15 protein-coding genes are annotated in these 18952 nt (G+C 41.1%); 3 read left to right on the top strand and 12 right to left on the bottom strand.

What is annotated here, in order from left to right:
* Positions 1-452: 452 nt before the first annotated feature.
* Positions 453-992: a hypothetical protein gene (locus QNK26_RS05365; protein WP_319221338.1), complete on the bottom strand. Its 540-nt coding sequence runs from the start codon at positions 990-992 to the stop codon at positions 453-455.
* A gap of 254 nt (positions 993-1246) precedes the next feature.
* Here QNK26_RS05365 and QNK26_RS05360 point away from each other — a divergent pair, with 254 nt between their 5' ends.
* Entirely contained in the window at positions 1247-2251 is a 1005-nt protein-coding gene (locus QNK26_RS05360) for a rhodanese-related sulfurtransferase (RefSeq protein ID WP_319221337.1), read from the top strand.
* Between the two features lie 158 nt (positions 2252-2409).
* Here QNK26_RS05360 and QNK26_RS05355 read toward each other — a convergent pair whose 3' ends face one another.
* The 3 genes from QNK26_RS05355 to QNK26_RS05345 form a co-directional block, all read right to left on the bottom strand.
* Positions 2410-3756, bottom strand: a complete 1347-nt coding sequence (locus QNK26_RS05355) for a BamA/TamA family outer membrane protein (RefSeq protein ID WP_319221336.1) — start codon at positions 3754-3756, stop codon at positions 2410-2412.
* Positions 3757-3817: 61 nt separating this feature from the next.
* Complete coding sequence (locus QNK26_RS05350; protein ID WP_319221335.1) at positions 3818-4963, bottom strand: hypothetical protein; 1146 nt, start codon at positions 4961-4963, stop codon at positions 3818-3820.
* A gap of 110 nt (positions 4964-5073) precedes the next feature.
* A complete protein-coding gene (locus QNK26_RS05345; RefSeq protein ID WP_319221334.1) occupies positions 5074-6396 on the bottom strand; it encodes a BamA/TamA family outer membrane protein in 1323 nt (440 codons plus the stop codon).
* 189 nt (positions 6397-6585) lie between these two features.
* Here QNK26_RS05345 and QNK26_RS05340 point away from each other — a divergent pair, with 189 nt between their 5' ends.
* The gene (locus tag QNK26_RS05340; protein ID WP_319221333.1) at positions 6586-7014 is read left to right on the top strand and encodes a DUF4399 domain-containing protein; all 429 of its coding nucleotides are present in this window, start codon (positions 6586-6588) and stop codon (positions 7012-7014) included.
* 18 nt (positions 7015-7032) lie between these two features.
* Here the strand turns inward: QNK26_RS05340 and QNK26_RS05335 are convergent, their stop codons facing one another.
* From QNK26_RS05335 to QNK26_RS05325, 3 genes are all read right to left on the bottom strand, one after another.
* Positions 7033-7518, bottom strand: coding sequence for a L,D-transpeptidase family protein (locus QNK26_RS05335; RefSeq protein ID WP_319221331.1), 486 nt, complete (start codon positions 7516-7518; stop codon positions 7033-7035).
* A gap of 336 nt (positions 7519-7854) precedes the next feature.
* On the bottom strand, positions 7855-10923 hold the full coding sequence (locus tag QNK26_RS05330; protein WP_319221330.1) for an efflux RND transporter permease subunit: 3069 nt from the start codon (positions 10921-10923) through the stop codon (positions 7855-7857).
* Between the two features lie 3 nt (positions 10924-10926).
* Positions 10927-12003, bottom strand: a complete 1077-nt coding sequence (locus QNK26_RS05325) for an efflux RND transporter periplasmic adaptor subunit (RefSeq protein WP_319221329.1) — start codon at positions 12001-12003, stop codon at positions 10927-10929.
* Between the two features lie 161 nt (positions 12004-12164).
* On the opposite strand from QNK26_RS05325, the gene QNK26_RS05320 reads away from it, so the two are divergent.
* Positions 12165-13100: a LysR family transcriptional regulator gene (locus tag QNK26_RS05320; protein ID WP_319221327.1), complete on the top strand. Its 936-nt coding sequence runs from the start codon at positions 12165-12167 to the stop codon at positions 13098-13100.
* Positions 13101-13105: 5 nt separating this feature from the next.
* Here the strand turns inward: QNK26_RS05320 and QNK26_RS05315 are convergent, their stop codons facing one another.
* The 5 genes from QNK26_RS05315 to nrdA all read right to left on the bottom strand — a co-directional run.
* Entirely contained in the window at positions 13106-13849 is a 744-nt protein-coding gene (locus QNK26_RS05315) for a sulfite exporter TauE/SafE family protein (RefSeq protein ID WP_319221326.1), read from the bottom strand.
* A 363-nt stretch (positions 13850-14212) separates the two neighbouring features.
* Complete coding sequence (locus tag QNK26_RS05310) at positions 14213-15055, bottom strand: DUF692 domain-containing protein (protein WP_319221325.1); 843 nt, start codon at positions 15053-15055, stop codon at positions 14213-14215.
* A 274-nt stretch (positions 15056-15329) separates the two neighbouring features.
* Positions 15330-15596 carry a class I ribonucleotide reductase maintenance protein YfaE gene (gene yfaE, locus QNK26_RS05305; protein WP_319221323.1) on the bottom strand — a complete coding sequence of 89 codons (267 nt, stop codon included), beginning with the start codon at positions 15594-15596 and terminating at the stop codon, positions 15330-15332.
* Positions 15597-15604: 8 nt separating this feature from the next.
* Positions 15605-16735, bottom strand: a complete 1131-nt coding sequence (gene nrdB / locus QNK26_RS05300) for a class Ia ribonucleoside-diphosphate reductase subunit beta (RefSeq protein ID WP_319221322.1) — start codon at positions 16733-16735, stop codon at positions 15605-15607.
* Between the two features lie 80 nt (positions 16736-16815).
* Positions 16816-18952: class 1a ribonucleoside-diphosphate reductase subunit alpha (nrdA, locus tag QNK26_RS05295; RefSeq protein WP_319221320.1), on the bottom strand; the 2137-nt coding region annotated here is incomplete at its 5' end.

Below are 18952 nucleotides of genomic sequence, written 5' to 3'. Positions count from 1 at the left end.
AATGTATTCTCTGGTGCCAGTGATGACATTCCACGATGAGCAATCAATCTTTTCATTTTTAACCTTTTTGTAACTAAACGATGGCGAGATAATAAGGGAGATTATATAAACGAAATGTGACATTCATACAATTATCACCATTCGAAAGTTTAAATGTTCAGGTAAAGTTAATAATTGTGCAATTTGTCATCAATCGAAACGTTTTTTGACTAGTGTAAATACGTAAAGGAACACACCACTTTCGATTTATGGTTACATTCGAAGGTGTAAATGGATGTATTTGTAAGTGGGGTTAAGGCTGGGTTAAATAATGTGAGGTTAAGTGTGCGGTTATTATTATTTTTTCGATATCGTTAATGTGACATGTTAATTTTTATTAGTCCTGAAGTTATGTCATTAAATTGTAGCAATAATAAGGGTTACCATGAGATAACCCGAGTATGACGTTTACTTTATTTTTGTGTGGCAACAGGGATCATAATATGAACATAGGGTGACCCTTTCCACATAACGTAGGGACCGCCATTATGTGGATCTGTTGGTAGTGAATCGAGTAGGGCTTTATCGGGAGTAATAATCATTAAGTGTGGCCCTTCTTTGACCCATTGGTTATCACTCGTTTTTCCTTTGGCATAAGGGTTTATATTACTGGCTCCTTCATCGCCTGCTAGCATATATGAGATGCCCATGGCGTTAGCCTGGAATGGTTTTTTATTGGTCCATGCATCAGCCCATGCCATCCAAGGTCCATCTAAACACATGGGGGCTTTACCTGTTAGATGTGGGGGAGTTGGAAAGCAAGTATAGTTGTTGGTTCCCTTCTTTAATACCTTCTGATTCCAGTCAACAACGGTCACTTTATCACGCAGTGCTAAAGGTGCTGCACTCAGCGCATCTTTGATTAAGCTGTCTGCGTTATCATCAGCATATACTGTGGTTGTGTAACCAGAGCAAAGCAATATTGAACTTAAGATATAGGATGTAACTTTCATCACGTTATCCTCCTGTTGAGTAAGTTCAGGAATGTCATAAGAGAGTATAGTTCAATATGACTTTGCTTTATTTCAATGGTTTATTTTAACGGTTACTCAGCCACAATGTCTGGTAGGGGATTTGGGTTATATTTGCTTGGCTTTGTTGATCTAGATCAATTTAGCTGGCCGCAATATGGTATTTCTGTTACCATCGCCGCCTTAATCTACAGCTCTGGATTTACGTTCCAGTTAGCTCAATGGGGAATTACCAAATGTCAGCACCAATCAGTACAAACAACACAGCTAAAATTACCGTTTGTGCATTATACAAATTCGTACGTTTAGAAAACTTCGAAGCGTTACGCGCGCCTTTATTAGCAAAAATGGAAAACCAAGATGTTCGCGGTACGCTGTTATTAGCGGCTGAGGGTATCAACGGTACTATTGCAGGGCCACAAGCAGGTATTGATGCTGTATTAAGCTTTTTATCTCAAGACCCAAGTTTGGGCGACATCTCTTTCAAACAATCTTATAACGATGAGAATCCGTTCTTACGTACTAAGGTTAAGTTGAAAAAAGAGATCGTGACGATGGGGGTGGAAGGGGTTGATCCTAACCAAGTTGTGGGTACCTATGTGCAACCTAAAGATTGGAACGCCCTTATTTCAGATCCGGAAGTGATCTTGATTGATACCCGTAACGATTACGAAATTGAAATCGGCACATTTCAAAATGCGGTGAACCCAAATACAGCAACTTTCCGTGAATTTCCTGAGTATGTGAAAAACAACTTAGACAAAGAAAAACACAAGAAAGTAGCGATGTATTGTACCGGGGGGATTCGTTGTGAAAAATCGACTGCTTACTTAAAAGAGCAAGGCTTTGACGAGGTTTATCACTTAGAAGGCGGTATTCTTAAGTATCTTGAAGAAGTGCCAAAAGAACAAACCATGTGGGAAGGCGAGTGCTTTGTATTCGATGGCCGTGTGTCAGTAAACCACGATTTAGAGCAAGGTGAATGTGATCAGTGTTTCGCTTGTCGTTACCCACTAACACAAGACGAATTACAAAGTGAGCATTACGTTAAAGGCCTTAGCTGTCACCGTTGTCATGATCAGGTAACTGATGAGCAACGCAGCCGTTTTGCAGAGCGTGAACGTCAAATTGAATTAGCTGAAAAACGTGGCGAGTCACACATCGGTGGTCAAATTAAACACCTCATTGATGAACGCCGTGTAGAAAAAGCCAAGAAAAAAGCGGAGCAGAATGCCAAATAAGGTTTAAACTTATTGGGTGTTTAGCTAAGCACTAAAAGCCGCTGAGACGTTATTTGACTAACGTATCAGCGGCTTTTTATTATGCATTAATTAAGTTACTTACTTATAGCGTGATGGCGTGGTACTGTCGGTTGCTGTTAAGTATCTTTTTAATAGGTTTAGAAAGGATGGTCAACCATCAACCACAGATTGGTACTTTCATCGGAAACTGCAATATCTGCTCTGATCACCACCCCAGCCATCAAGGAACGTAAGGAAAGACCAACATCGGTTTTTATATCCGCAAATAATGCGTTGGTCGTATAGGTGCCCGCTACCTGTCCCGCTTCAGCAAAACCGACTAACTGAAACCAATCAAGGCGTAAAAATTTCAACCAACGTATATCTGCAATCGGGTTATATTTAAAGGTATAACGATATTCTAGGCTACCATAAATAGCCGCTTTATCATGAAATCTATTTTGGTCATAACCACGCATACGATAGAAACCGCCTAATGTCGCGCCTTCATTATACGGTGCTGAGTCCGTCACTTGTTGACCTCCAGCATTGTCATACTCAAGTTGCCAAGACGGGGAGTAACCCGTCCAAAAATTCATTGCGATAATACGTTGAGATGCAGTTTTAGATTGCCCAAGCGAGACATATTTACTCATTTCGAGATCAATGAAAGTCCATCGTCGATCGGAATCAAGCCAAGCGGGATCGTGGGTGACGGCAATATACTGACTACTGCCAGTTGAGGGATTAATTGCAAAGTCAGTATTGTTATATAACAATCCGAGTTCAAATGCATGGATAGTACCATCAATCGCATTTGGTCCAGTTTCAAAGCTTTGGTAGCGATTAAACTGCCTTAGAATTAACACTGATGCTCCCGTGTCTAATGGATTCCACGATTCTCCGCCAGTTGGCTCAGAGGTTAATAAACCACGGCTAGTTTCATATTTAACCATCCCTTGATTACGGGTCGCGCCGATGGGCAATGACAACTCTAATTTCATTTCCCACCAATTTGACGACCCATTAGCTTCAATATAACTGTCATTCGATGAATCATTACTGCCAGCTAACGGTTCACTAATTGGAGTGTAGGTATCTCTGGGGCTGGCATAAGCTCGTTGATCAGGATAGTACCCCAGCATGCCTAATATGCTAAAGTACAGGCGGTCTGTTTTTGGTAAGCGATAATCCCAAACGCCGGCTCCAACGCCATAACTTACGTCCCCACCAAACGCTGTTCCGCCGATGGTCATTTGATCTTGATGGTAGCCGCTGACCATACCACCGACGCCTATGTTTAATCCCATTGATTCTGTAGAAAATAAATATGGTAAGAGCAGTTTTTCTGTCACTTTATTAGGCGTTTCAGCGCGATTTAGGATTGATTTAACTTTTGCAGAGGGTTTAGCATCGACCATAATGTTGAATGAAAAAAAACATGTCGCTATAACTATAACAACGCCTCGCCTAGCTATGTTCTCGGACTGTCTTCCTAATCGCATGATGACTCCAATATCCTTATAATCAATCTCTTCCATATTAGTCCAAGACATGAAAAAATGGTTAATAACGATAAGACAGATTGGTAATAAATTGTTGGCGACTCGCACCGCCTATACCACCATATTCAAAGGCCAACATCCAGCGTTTGCTTAAGTTATAGCTACCGCCGACGAGCCCCATCCACTTATCAACGTTCTCCTGTTCGATTTTATAGTCAATACTTTCTTCTGTTCCTGGTATCGGTTGTGAGCCTGACAGCGTTAGCTGGCTTTTTAAATAACTAGCTCCCACATACAGTGATAAACTTGAGCCGTTATTAAACTGAAACTGTTTACCAACTCGAGGCAGGACATTGACGACATAACCATCAGTCTCATTACGGTCCATATCGGTCCAAGTGAAAGTGATAGGCACCGAAACAAAATAGCTCTCCCAGCCACCGACAAACATAACACCTGCACCATAAGACATACCTGTCAGACTGGCTTCAATGTCTTCGACCTCCAGACGTTTGTCAGCTAGGGCATTACATAAAGGGCGATTTTTTATTAAAGAGCAATCGATATTTCCTTGTTTTAATGCTTCATTACCGTCAATGGCAAAGTTAATGCCAACGGTTCCCGACAATTTACCGACTGTTGCAAATACATTCATAAACGGCAGTACCCAGGCATCTAACTTTAACTGTGGGGTATGGGTATTGGATGAAGTGTCATCAAATGAAACGAAATCGATGTCAACTTTTTCAGATCCTCGAAAGCCAACCGATAAATCGGTGAGAGTCATATCCTGTTGTACATTGGCATAAATGATACTGATACCAAATGGCAGTGGTAAGTCATAACCATTCATAACTACGTCTTCGGCAAAAAATGGTAATAGGTGATCCCATTTCTTCGCTGGAGACGATGTTTGTTTACTTGCTCTTGATCGCTCAAAATCTGCTTCTGTATTCTCAGTGTTGAGCCTTGATACTTGCGCTTGAGATAGTGGGGAGGGTAAAGCAAATACAGTTTGCTCTTGAAGCTCAAATAACGGTGGGAATAACACACTAGTGGTTGCTTTATCAATCGTTGTTGATGCTACAGGTGGCAATGCGAACTGTGTAACGGCTGATGCATCAACTTTTTCGGTGGCATTGGTATCGTTTGCAAAAGCCTGCTGGGCAGTTAAAGCCGTTAATAAAATAAGTGTTATTCGTTTCATGTTATTACAAAATTCCAAAGTGCAAAAGTCTAAAATATTAAGATTTCAAATAGCTATATTGATAGCCATTTACCTATCAGGGGCTGCCGTAATTAGAGTTCGATTCGTCATTAAAAAGCTTCAGTAAAAGTCAGGAAAAAGCCGCTATCATCAGCGCTAAAACCAACATCGATACGGACATTCATGCGTGGTTGTAATTCGTAGCGATAGCCAAGTCCGTAGCTATACAATAGGTCTTCATACAAGCTGCTAGAATTAGTATCAAGATTACTAGTAACCGAGCCGAATCCCCCCCATACCGTCATGCCATGCGCTGATAAGTTACCGTTATCACGTAAGAAGGTATGGCGATATTCAGCGGTATGTTCAACAGCGTTGTTATCTCTAAAGCGACCTGCATACAAACCACGAAGCGAGAAACTGCCACCAAGTGTGGGCATGTCGTAGAAAGGAACTTCACCATCACTCCACTGCAGCGCATTGTAAAAGGCGATGACACGACCTGGATTAAAGCTGTGGTAATAACGATAATCGATCAGTACTTTTTGATAATTATTATCGCTGCCGATCTTCGAGCCATAATTAATGTACTCAACGTTGAAGTACTGACCTTGCCATGCGTTAACCGTTACATCACGGCTATCATGATTTAGGGTGATCCCCAAGCCGATAGATAATGGCCGGTCTTTAAATGCGTTAAAATTTTCATCTTGTTCAGCGGCGAGTGGAATACTACCTTTATCCGCTTGGTAATATTTTAAACGCAACACGGGACCAAAATAGAAACCGTAATTATTTTTAAAGGACAGATTAGCGTCATAGGTCAGTGATGTATTACGCATCAAGGTATCAGCTGATGAATCTTGCGCTTTACCTTTGTCGTAGCCAACGCCCCAATAATTTTCTGCGTCATCACTAAACGTTAGCGCGCCAGTAAAACGGGTATTATTGTGATCAAAAAATAGATTTTGTTTTGAGCGAATTCCGTAACCGAAACCGGCATCTCCTTGGGTACCAACTGCAAATAAAGACACGCTTGAACGTTGTAGTGCTTGTTGTTCTCGATTAGTGCTAAATGAAAATAATCCACCAGCAGCAACCATTAGGCCGACTTCAGGCGTATAAGCAGGACCGCCTAACCAAGAGGTAATTGACGCACCGTTTTTTTCTTGGTGATCATCAATGGCATATTCAAGGTCTGCTTGATGCTGAGTTAATGTTTCACATAGAGCCTCTTCGCACGTATCTAAAGCATCATTAATTGCATCGATGGCACTGTTATACTCATCGGTGCGTTGCTGCGCCTGTGCTTCAGTATCGAAGAAAGGCATGTCAGCAACATCGGTCGGTAGATGTTGATACTTGGTGAGTGGATCGGCATTCGCTATCTGCGGGGCTAAAGCAAGCAAAAGTAAGTAAATGCGCTTAATCAAGATGTCTCCAAAATAAGGGCATTATAAGTTGCAAAATTGGGGCGTGCTACTGTGGAAAATACCTGAATTTAGTGCTGATTGCTTTTTAGCATGCGTATCTATTGGTACTCTGAAGCAACGTTGGCATATTCGAGTCGTGGTCTACAATTAATGTGAGATGGTAAAATATTCATTAATGAGGCGCTAAGTATGTTAAAAATATCATGGTTTTTTGTATTGTTTATGGTTAGTTCAAATACCTTTGCATTGAAGCAGGAACCAGCAAGTTCAGCACCTGCGGATGTTAATGTTTACATTATCAGCCCGGCAGATGGGGCTACTGTTTCACCGACATTTACGGTACGTTTTGGTCTTAGTGGAATGGGCATTGCGCCAGCGGGAATTGATCGCGTTAAAACCGCTCATCATCACTTACTTATTGATACGAAGGTGTTACCTGATTTGACTAAACCATTACAAGCGACAGATAAAGTGCGACATTTTGGTGGCGGTCAAACGGAAACCGAAATAACACTAAAACCGGGTAAGCATACTCTCCAGTTACTGTTAGGCAATTATGCGCATGTCCCACATGAGCAACCGCTGATGTCGAAAAAAATAACGGTAATTGTTAAGTAGTGCCAAGCATGTAGACTGTTAAGGCGTTATCTGGATAGGGGTTCCATCGGGCACATATTTAGCGATATCTCTAATGGCTTTATTGCTGACGGCTATACAGCCATTGGTCCAGTCAGAGCCAATCAGTAACGCTGCATTTTTTTTATTCGGCAAGCCATGGATATAAATGCTGCTACCGGGATTGAGATTACGTTCTAGCGAACGTGCTTGGTCGCGTTTATTGGGGTAGGTGATATGAAGACTTAGGTGATATTTACTCTGCCTATTTTTGAAGTCAATAAGATACAAACCTTCAGGTGTTTTTTTATCACCGCGCTGGATTTTAGCGCCAATCGGATTTTTTCCCAGCGAGATCTGATATGACTTAATCAACTGTTCATTGCTAAAAAGAGAAAGGGTTCGATCTGATTTGTTAACTAATACATAATCAGCTTGCTCGGCCTGAGAGGTATAGCTATTGAGTGACAATATCACGAGTGAAAAGAATATTAACTGGTATGTCATGGCAAGGAATGAATAATCTGTCGGTGTTGAATGATGGCGTGATTAGACCGTATATCTCACTTACCTTCAATTTTTAGTTTTAAATTTTAAGTGATCTAGTTCGCAGTTTTAAATGCCGATTAACAGAGAGAGTATAAGGGATTGATAGATAATTAATTGTGGCCTGCCCAGGAATATAAACTACGACGAGGTATTATAAGATATTTTAAATAGCTCATCTAAGCTCAAAAATCATACAGCTAATAACAGGGTGATAGAGTGCTGACCACGTATTAAGTGGAAAGATACCCGACACCACATTTTGCTAGCACTAGTGTCGGGTGTATTTAAAATGAATTAGTCTCGATTAGGGATCTTGAATACCAAGGTGTAAGTTACGGGCAATACAATCAGCGTTAGTATCGACGCGAAACCTAAACCGAAGATGATGGTGATCGCCATCGAACTGAAAAAGGCATTCGACAGTAACGGGATCATACCTAACATCGTGGTGATAGCTGCCATAAGCACGGGTCTGACCCGACTTACAGATGAATCAACTACCGCTGCATAAGGTGCTTTCCCTTGGCTTAGCTCCAGATTTATTTGGTCGACAAGGACAATGCCATTCTTAATTATCATACCGGTCAGACTGAGTAAACCTAATAACGCCATAAAGCTGAAGGGGGCATCGAAGAGTAATAGCCCTGATACCACACCAATTAATGCTAGCGGCACGGTAAACCAGATGATCAACGGCTGACGTACAGAGTTAAACAGCAATACCGTGATTAAAAACATGGCTAAATAACCTAAAGGAATTGAGCTGAATACCGAGGTCTGTGCCTCTGTGGTGGTTTCAAATTCTCCCCCCCATTCGAGGTTATAACCACTAGGTAAAGGGATCGCTTCAATATCCGTGCGGATCTTATTAAACACCGAATCTGCAGTTTCTCCAGTACCATTAATGGGGTCTGCTAATACTGACAGTACCCGTTTACGATCACGTCGCATGATCATCGGGTCTTCCCACTCAGTGTTAAAATCACTGACGATCTGAGTCACTGGAACGAACAAGTTATTGTCGGCACTCCATACCTGTAGCTTCCCAATACTATCAGCATCAAGACGTTCGGTTGCAGGAGCGCGGGCAATAATTGGCATCAAATAGCTGTTTTCACGGTATATACCTACTTGTTTACCGGTAAAGTTCGTCAGTAGGGCGTTATCTAGATCTTGTTTGCTAATACCGGTTTCTCGAGCCTGCGCTAAGGCCAGCTGTGGTCTGATTAAGGTGACTTGATTACGCCAGTTATGACGTACACCTGTAGCCGTTGGTTCAGCGATTAATATGGCTTCAGCCTGAGCGGCTAATTGACGCAGTATTTGCGGGTCTTCACCATAGAAACGAGCCTCAATTTTAGCTGCTGGACTGGGACCATTTTCCATATACTTAATGCGGAACTGGGCTTCAGGATAATCCTGTAGCAGATCTATCTCTAATTTACGCATAAACGCATTGAGGGTATCGAGATCAGTCATCTCAATTAGCAACTGCGCATAGGCGTTATAGCCTTTTTCAGGCACATAAGATAATACAAAGCGCTGCGAACCCTGACCGATAACACTGGTTAGGTTAACTAACCCGACATCTTTGGTTTGTTGCTGTTGCATTAGGTCTTGTTCAATGCGTGCGACCAGTTGTTCGGTGGCATTAATATCGCTACCTTCAGGCATCCATACATCAACAAAAAATATCGGCGTACTCGAAGGTGGGAAAAATACATTTTTTATATGCCCAAAGCCGATGACTGAGGCCATAAGCGCTGCGATCACCATGGTGACAGTCACAATACGAAAACGTATTGCAAGGGTGAGCACGCCACGATAAAATTGAAATATAACGCCTTTATACGGGTCATCATCTTGTGTTGAGTTGTTATCGCCATCTTTAAACATTAAATGACAAAAGAACGGGGTGAGTGTCATCGCTGTGATCCAACTGATAAACAGTGAAATTAACAACACCTGAAATAAGGATGCACAAAATTCACCAGTGGCATTATCAGACAACCCAATCGGCGCAAAAGCGATAATGGCAATAATGGTAGCACCGAGTAGCGGCCATTGGGTCTGGGTTATCACTTGTTTGGCTGTTTCTAAGCGTGTTTGGCCACGTTGGATACCGATAAGAATACCTTCGGTCACGACAATCGCATTATCAACTAACATACCGAGGGCGATAATTAGTGCACCTAATGAAATGATTTGTAGCTCAATGTTGAGTATGTTCATGACAATAAAGGTACCGAGTATAGTCAGCAATAATACCAGTCCCATTAACAAGCCAGAACGCAGTCCCATAAAGACCAGTAATACTACGATAACAATCGCGATAGATTCGGCTAAATTGATCAAGAAACCATTGACGGTATCATCCACCATTTTACTTTGATCATAAACTGTCGTCAGCTCAATACCAATGGGGCGCTCACCCTCTAGCTCTGTAAGCCTCTGGTTTACTGCAGCCCCGACATCAACTACGTTGACACCACTTGAGAAGGAGATACCCACGGATAAGGCTGAAGCCCCCTGACCATGATAAATATTTGTAGGTGTTTCATCTGCGGCTTTGTAAATGTTAGCAATATCGCCAAGGTAAATAAGCTTAGTGCTGCCAGGCGCACTGACTAACAAACGTTCCATTTGTGTTACATCGCTAAACTCACCTGTGGGATGAATACGAATACGGTCATTAGCAACCCGAATACTACCGGCATTCGATACTACATTTTGGGCATTGATGAGACTATAAATGTAATCTTGATTAAGCCCTAATGCAGAGAGTTTTTGCTGGGATATTTCCACAACGACTTGTTCGGCAACTTTACCTGCGATGACAATTTTTTTGACGCCACTTACGAGCACTAATTCTCGACGTAGGAAATTAGCGTAATTTTGCAGCTCTCTATTACTGTAACCATCACCTGTGATATTAACTAAAATACCAAAAACATCGCCAAAATCATCAATGACATTGGGTGTCGCTACCCCTGGTGGCAATAGCTTGATAGCATCATTGACTTTACGTCGTACTTCATCCCATATTTGTGGTAATTCGTTAGCGCCATACTGTTCTTTAATCTCAATTTCAATTTGGGATAAACCAGCACTGTTAATTGAAGTGATATGTTTTATCGCATCAAGTTGTTGTAGCGCATCTTCCAGTGGTAATGTTACTTCTTCTTCGACTTGCTCTGGTGATGCCCCTGGATAGCCTGTTACGACTAAAGCTTGTTTAATGGTAAATTCAGGAAACTCTAATTGTCCTAAATCAAAAAAAGAGATGCTGCCGCCAACTAATAGTAACAGCGCGAACATCCAGCTAACGACCTTATGCTGGATTGAGTATTGAGCGAAATTCATCGGTTATACTCCACGTTGCCAGTGTAGTGGTTTTACCACCAGCCCAGCAGATAACTGCTGGATCCCGGCAATAACTACTTGATCGCCGGTTTTGATACCGGATGTTATTTCAATGCCTTGTGTGCGAACTTTACCCAGCGTTACTGTCTGTGGCTTTACTGTGTGAGTATCGCTATTGTATAACCAAACGATGTTTTTACCGTTAGTATCTGTTTTCATCACAGCGCTGGTGGGTAATATGGCGACGGTTTGTGTTGTTGTGGCGATGTTTAAGGTGAGCTCTGCACTCATTCCGGGTAAGATCTGGTTATTGCTCGGTTGCGGCAAGGTAAACACTACTTCATAGCTTTGTGTACCTGGGGTTATTTGCGTGGCATATTCTTTTAATGTAACTGGATAAGACTTATGCGGCTGCGCTGAAAATATAACCTGAGCTTGATTAGCCGTACCTGGGGTCAGTTGCGTTACTCGGGTCGCTAATGTTTCGGATACTTGAATGACGATGTCGATATTACGATCTTGTTGTAATACTAATAAGGTTTGGTTAGCTTGCACCATCTGATAGTTATCGGCCGATATCTTAGCGATAGTGCCACTGTAAGGCGCATTTAATACCGTATAACTGAGTTGATCTTGCGCAGTGAAAAGAGCCGCTTGTGCCGATTTTAGCTGCGCTTTAGCGAGGTCATATTCTGCTTGAGAGAGTAACTTAGTATCGAGCAATTTCCCTTTACGTTTAAAATCTGCCGCAGCAAGTTCATGCTCGGCCTCCCGATGCAACAAGGTATTACGGGCGTCTCTATCATCAAGGCGGGCAAGTACAGCACCTTTGTTAACATGCTGACCTTCAACTAATGAAAATTCAACTAGCTGACCCGATAAGCGAAAAGCCAGATTCGCCTGTTCTGTAGCGGTCACCTTGGCTGGAAAACGACGAATAGAGCCGGTCTGCATGTCGGCAATGGTTAATAATTTAACCGGTCTTATTGAGGGCGCTAAAGGTTCTTTTGACTCAGCGCTGCAGCCACTGATAACAGCAGCAACGGTGAATAGTATAATAGTTTTTATGTAGAGGTTCATAACCTTAATTCCAGTCATATTGACATTGATAATACAATTACGCGTAATATAACAACATATAAGGTTGATAAAAATGAATCTATATGCAACTATCGGTTGCATATAATGGAACTATTTAATGATGTAATTCACATTTATTTGTGTTCTCTGAGGAATTTGTGATGAAAACAGAAGATATTGCGTTATTTCACCGGATAGTTGAAGCGGGTAGCTTAGTGGATGCTGCAGGGTTATTATATTTGCCTAAATCGACAATAAGTCGTCGCTTGCAAGGGTTGGAGGATGATTTAGGGGTCAAGCTATTTCACCGGAAAAATAGGGCGATGACCTTAACCACTGCAGGCAGTCATTTTTATAATAAAACTTTATCTTTGCTGGCGAGTTTGGATCAAACCATCACCGAAATAACAGATAAAGATGCTGAGGTAAGCGGCCATTTACGCATTCTTCTATTTCCAGTACCTGATTTAATGCTAATTATTAACGGTATTTTTAAATTTATGGATCTCAATCCTAAGGTAACCGTTGAGCTTATTGTTACCACTGAGCCGTTAGATATGATCCGTCATAACATTGATATCGGGTTTATGATTGATGAAGCATTTAATAACATTGATATCGATATGGTCGCTCGTCCGATTATCAGTGAGACATTGCATTTTGTGGCGAGTCCTGAGTACCTTGATAAAGCAGGAACACCGACGGAACTCAGTGATATGAGCCTACATAACTCGATAATGTTCCGCTTCCCTAATGGGCAAGTATTTAATGAACTGCCTTTAGGTAACAATGAATTTTTATCTGTCAGCGGCAATATTTGTTTAAACAGTGTGCAACTGGCATTAGAAAGTGCGCTCGCTAGTCGCGGTATTGCTTATATACCAGAGCGCCTGTGTGAAGAGTATATTAACACGGGTAAGCTGGTGCGACTGTTTGCCGATGTTGAACCCTATGAAGGTAAGTGCTATTTAATTTATCCGTCACGTCGTTTTGTTAGTTTGGCTAGCCAACGTTTGATTGATCATATGCTGAGCTTTTTGATTCACGATGGTCAGCTTCTATGTAATAAAAGCAGTAAAGTTAGGGCTTGGTATTAATAATGCTAATTAATTAGCAAGCTGGTGCCGATAATCATCAATAGGCAAAATGCGAATTTACGCATAGTATCCAAACTAATGGGTGGTGGATAATGTTTGGCAACCCAGCTCATACTAAGTACCACTGGTATACAAATACATGAAAATAACAGCATGTCGCTGGTGAGTCCACCCTGAATACCAACCATAGTGATGCGACTCACTGAGCTAACAAAGAAAATACTTAACAGATATAAGCGGATAAGGTTAAGTGTAAAAGGTTGGCGATAGAAGATATAAACCAGTGGCGGTCCGCCCATACTAAACATTCCGGTTAGAATACCTGACGCAGTACCTGCACCAAAGAATGTCGCTTCATAAGATTGTTTACGGTCTTTATGCGGTGATTTTAAAATCATGCTAATGCCGGCACCAATAATCGCAATACCAAGGATATTTTGTAATATTTGGTTATATTCACTGCTTAAGTATTCAAGTAATGTTAATCCAATCATTAAACCTGGCAGCATCCCTGCAACAGTTAATAGCACTAAGCGTCTATTGAGTTGCTGAAAACAACCTTTCAAAATGAAGATACTATTAATGAGTGTAACAAAGCTAATCACAACTGATGTAAATGCAATCGGTACTAAATTAAAGGTGGTTACAGTCCCCATGACGATCATGCCTAAAGCAAACCCTGCAACGCTTTGCACATAGGTCGCTACAGCAATAATGGCCATGAAGGGCAGTAAGGTTTCAACGAGCATTATGTATTCCTAATCGTGATAAATGATACGAACACGTGGTACTTACTCATCAAAGTTGGCATTAATGCGCTGTTATGTGTAATTACTTAACATTTTCGAAGTGGACTGTATTGTACTGAGAATATAACCATTACTCAATTATTCTATATTCTTTAAGGCGTTATTTAGTGTAAATCCGATTAAGGTTTATTGGAGAGTAAAATGAAGCAGCCAATTGCTGGTTATCATAAAGATAAAGGGGAAGATTGGGTCGCTGAGCATGCGCTTGCGCAAATATGATGGGCATGAACAGGAAGATTAAAGTTTAGATCGGGCAACCAGAAGGCGGGCTAGTAGGTTATAAAGGATGATAGCCCTATCTGATTAACATGCTTTTTTGAAACGTTGTGATTTCAATATCATTTTCTGAGCAGTGTGCGCTTCACGTAGTAATTCATTGAACTGTGGGATATTGGTATCCCATTCAATAAGCGTTGGGATGGTATTACAGTGCTGTAAATAATATTCAAATAACTGCCACACTTCCGATGTTACTTTCTGGCTATGCTCTTGATCGAAAGTAATACGATTATTTTTTAATTGTTTATTGCTACCAGATAAATGAAGTTCGCTGACAATATGGCTAGGAATAGCGGCTAAATAATCATAAGGGTTAAACTCGAGTTGATGACTACTGATATAGACATTATTAATATCGAGTAGTATTTCACACTGAGTTGCCGCTTGTAATTCTATTAAAAAGTTGGCTTCTGTTAGGGTATTGTTTTTATGTTTATTATAACAAGCAGGGTTTTCGATTGCGATGGCTCGGCCTAGGATCTGCTGTACTTGTTCAACCCGACTGATGACATGCTTAAGGTTTTCTTCGGTGTAGGGGATCGGTGACGTATCACTGTAATGCTGACCAGCAATAGAACTCCAGCCTAAATGCTCAGATACGCGAAATGGCTGATAACGGTCAACAAGTTTTCTTATATTGTGGATATGGACGGTATCAAGTAACTCGTTAGAAGACAGTGCTAAGCCGACACCATGTAAACTAAGGGGATAGCGGTCGTTAGCTTTATCTAAATAATAAGTCGCTTCGGAGTTAATCTCGAAGTGATTCTCACTGTGTACTTCTATCCAGCCAATGTCTACTTGGGTGTTGGTGAGTTGTTCATAATGCGCTGGACGCATACCGATTCCAACTAAATCATCTAACATAAAATCATCCTATTTTAAGCCGTGATACTTATACGTTTACGTTACTTAAATTACTTGTACGTTGTTGCAAGGAGTATGGGTAAGGTTCTATATTTTTGCAAAGTAAATCACATTCTATCTTGTAAGGTATTGAATATTGAGTTATGAAAGGTAAAAAAATGGGCGTTGTCGCAAACTGAAGTGATGGTTTATTATTTAATTTCGATTTTCAGAGCTAGTTGGCAGGGAGAATACTCAACCTTATTAGAGCTTCAGGCTAAGTATTTGAATCATATCATGCGGCAACGGTTGTTGTGGCGATGATGGTCAATGTGATATCACCATCAGCTTTGCAACAGCAGGGGAGTATTGAACCTGGCGTTACAACGGCTAATGGATCCGTATTATAGGTGACCGAGCCCGCGCTGATTGTCGTGCGACAAGCGCCGCAATAACCTTGGCGACACTGATACTCAATTTGATGACCAGTGCGTTCAAGGGTTTCAAGTAGGGAGTTATCTTGTGGTGAAACCAGATAATTCCCTGTGCTTGTTGTCAGCATAATCGACATTATAGAACGAATGTACCAATATCAGCGTGGTTAATTTCAGCATTAATCTGACCAACCAGGTATGAACTTATTTCTGACTCTTGTGGAGCAACTTGAACATTATCAGATACTAACCAAGCATTGATCCAAGGTAGTGGATTGCTTTTCACTTCAAATGCCATTGGTAAACCAACCGCAGCCATACGGGTGTTAGTTATGTATTCAACGTAATCGGCAAGAATATCTTTATTTAAACCGATCATAGAGCCATCTTTGAACAGATATTCTGCCCATTCTTTTTCTTGTTGTGCAGCATCAGTGAATATTTTTTGGGTTTCTTGGAAGCATTCAATTGAGATCTCTTGCATCTCTGGATCATCTTTACCGTCAGCCATCAAGTTTAGAATGTGCTGTGTACTGGTTAAATGCAGCGCTTCATCACGGGCAATAAGCTTGATGATTTTAGCGTTACCTTCCATTAATTCACGTTCAGCAAACGCGAAAGAACAAGCAAAACTTACATAGAAACGGATCGCTTCAAGTACGTTTACAGATACCATTGCAAGGTATAGTTTCTTTTTCACTTCACGTTTGCTCACCACGATAGTTTCGCCATTCACTACGTGTGTCCCTTCACCAAACTGGTTTAGTTTTTGGGTCGCATCGATTAGGTTATCGTAGTAACCGGCAATGTCTTTTGCACGCTTCAAGATCTCTTCATTCGCCACGATATCATCAAATACTTCTGATGGATCATTGACAATATTACGAATGATGTGTGTATATGAACGCGAATGAATCGTTTCACTGAATGACCATGTTTCAATCCAAGTTTCAACTTCAGGCAATGAAACAAGGGGTAAAAAGGCAACGTTAGGAGAACGGCCTTGGATACTGTCTAACAGTGTTTGGTATTTTAGGTTACTGATGAAAATGTGTTTTTCATGATCAGGTAATTGCTGATAATCAATACGATCCTTACTTACATCAACTTCTTCTGGGCGCCAAAAAAACGATAACTGACGTTCAATTAGTTTTTCAAAAATTTCATGTTTTTGTTGATCAAAACGGGCAACATTTACAGGTTGGCCGAAAAACATTGGTTCTTTTAATTGGTCATTTTTAGTTTGGCAAAAAGTAGTGTAACTCATTGGTCATCTCTATTTTATACATTAAATTGGCAGCCTAAGCTGCCAAATGAAAGGGGGTAGGTTAGTTCGGTGTAGATTGCTTAAATCTTACATGCGCCGCCTTCACAGCCCTCGTCTTCTTTAACTACATCTACGTCTGATGCACCGTCACGGGTGTTATGGTAATAAAGCGTTTTTAATCCGTACTTATACGCTAACATTAAGTCTGTTAACAGCGTTGTCATCGGTACTTTTTGCCCTGGAAAACGTTGTGGATCATAGTTAGTGTTAGCTGAAATCGACTGGTCTACGAATTTCTGCATTAAACCAACAAGTTGTAAATAACCGGTATTGCTCGGAATATTCCAAAGTAGTTCGTAGTTATCGCGTAGATTTTCGTAATCAGGTACAACTTGTTTCAAGATTCCGTCTTTACTTGCTTTAATACTGATTAAACCTCGTGGTGGCTCAATACCATTAGTCGCATTTGAAATCTGACTTGATGTTTCTGATGGCATCAATGCTGTTAGCGTTGAGTTGCGTAAACCGTGTTGTTGAATTTCGCCACGTAACGTCTCCCAATCTAGGTGCAATTCTTCATCGCAAATTTCATCTAACGCTGATTTATAAGTATCAATTGGTAAGATACCTTGCGCGTAAGTTGTTTCGTTAAAGGCTAAACATGGACCTTGTTCTTTCGACAGGTTCATTGACGCTTTCAATAGATAGAATTGAATTGCTTCAAACGTTCTATGCGTTAAGTTGTTTGCACTGCCGTCTGAGTATTTAACTCCGTTTTTCGCGAGGTAGTAAGCGTAGTTAATCACGCCTATGCCTAATGAACGACGTGCCATCGTTGATTTTTCAGCCGCTGGCATAGGGTAGTCTTGATAATCAAGTAAGCTATCAAGTGCGCGTACCGCTAAATCAGCAAGGTTTTCTAATTCACTTAGGTCTTTAATCGCACCAAGGTTAAACGCAGATAATGTGCATAGCGCAATTTCGCCTTCTTCATCACCTGGGTGTTGCATTGGTTTTGTTGGTAATGCAATTTCAAGACATAAGTTACTTTGTTTGATTGGTGCAACAGCTGAGTTGAACGGACTGTGCGTATTGCAGTGATCCACGTTTTGGATATAAATACGACCGGTACTTGCACGCTCTTGCATTACTAAGCCAAACAGTGCGCTCGCTTTAATTGTTTGCTTACGAATTGATGGGTCTTGCTCGTATAGATTATAGAGACGCTCAAACTCATCCTGATCTTGGAAGAATGCATCATACAGACCATCTACATCCGATGGGCTGAATAAGCTAATATCTTTGTTATCAATTAAACGTTGATACATTAAACGGTTTATTTGCACGGCGTAGTCAAGATGACGTACACGGTTTTCTTCAACACCGCGGTTGTTTTTAAGTACTAACAGCGATTCAACTTCTAAGTGCCATAGTGGGTAAAACAATGTTGCAGCACCCCCACGAACGCCACCTTGAGAGCAAGATTTAACGGCTGTCTGGAAGTGTTTGTAGAATGGGATACAACCAGTGTGGAATGCTTCACCACCACGGATTGAACTACCTAGTGCACGAATACGACCGGCATTGATACCAATACCAGCACGTTGCGATACATATTTGACAATAGAATTCGATACTGAATTTATAGAGTCTAGGCTATCGTCACATTCAATTAATACACACGAACTGAATTGACGAGTAGGGGTACGAACACCAGCCATAATTGGCGTTGGTAGTGAAATCTTAAAGCTTGATGTTGCTTCGTAGAAACGACGAATGTAGTCCATACGAACTGATTTATCGTAAGTCGCAAATAAGCTTGCTGCTACTAAGATATAGAGAAACTGCGGGCTTTCGTAAATATCACCAGAAATACGGTTTTGTAGTAGGTATTTACCTTCTAGCTGTTTAATCGCACCGTAAGAGAAGTTCATATCGCGCCAGTGATCAACTAACAGATCCATTTCTGCAAATTCTTCTACAGTGTAATCCGCAAGTAAGTGAGCATCATAGCGAAGCGCATCAACATTGAGTTTTACGTGATCATAAAGTGCAGGCGGTTCAAATTGACCGTAGGCTTTTTTACGTAGGTGGAAGACGGCTAAACGGGCGGCAAGATATTGGTAATCTGGCGCCTCTTCACTAATTAAATCCGCCGCAGCTTTGATCATGGTTTCATGTATATCTTCAGTGCGAATGCCATCATAAAACTGGATA

The sequence above is a fragment of the Moritella sp. genome, from assembly GCF_033791185.1.
In the GTDB taxonomy this organism is placed as follows: domain Bacteria; phylum Pseudomonadota; class Gammaproteobacteria; order Enterobacterales; family Moritellaceae; genus Moritella.
This window is presented reverse-complemented; position numbering and strand designations above follow the sequence as displayed.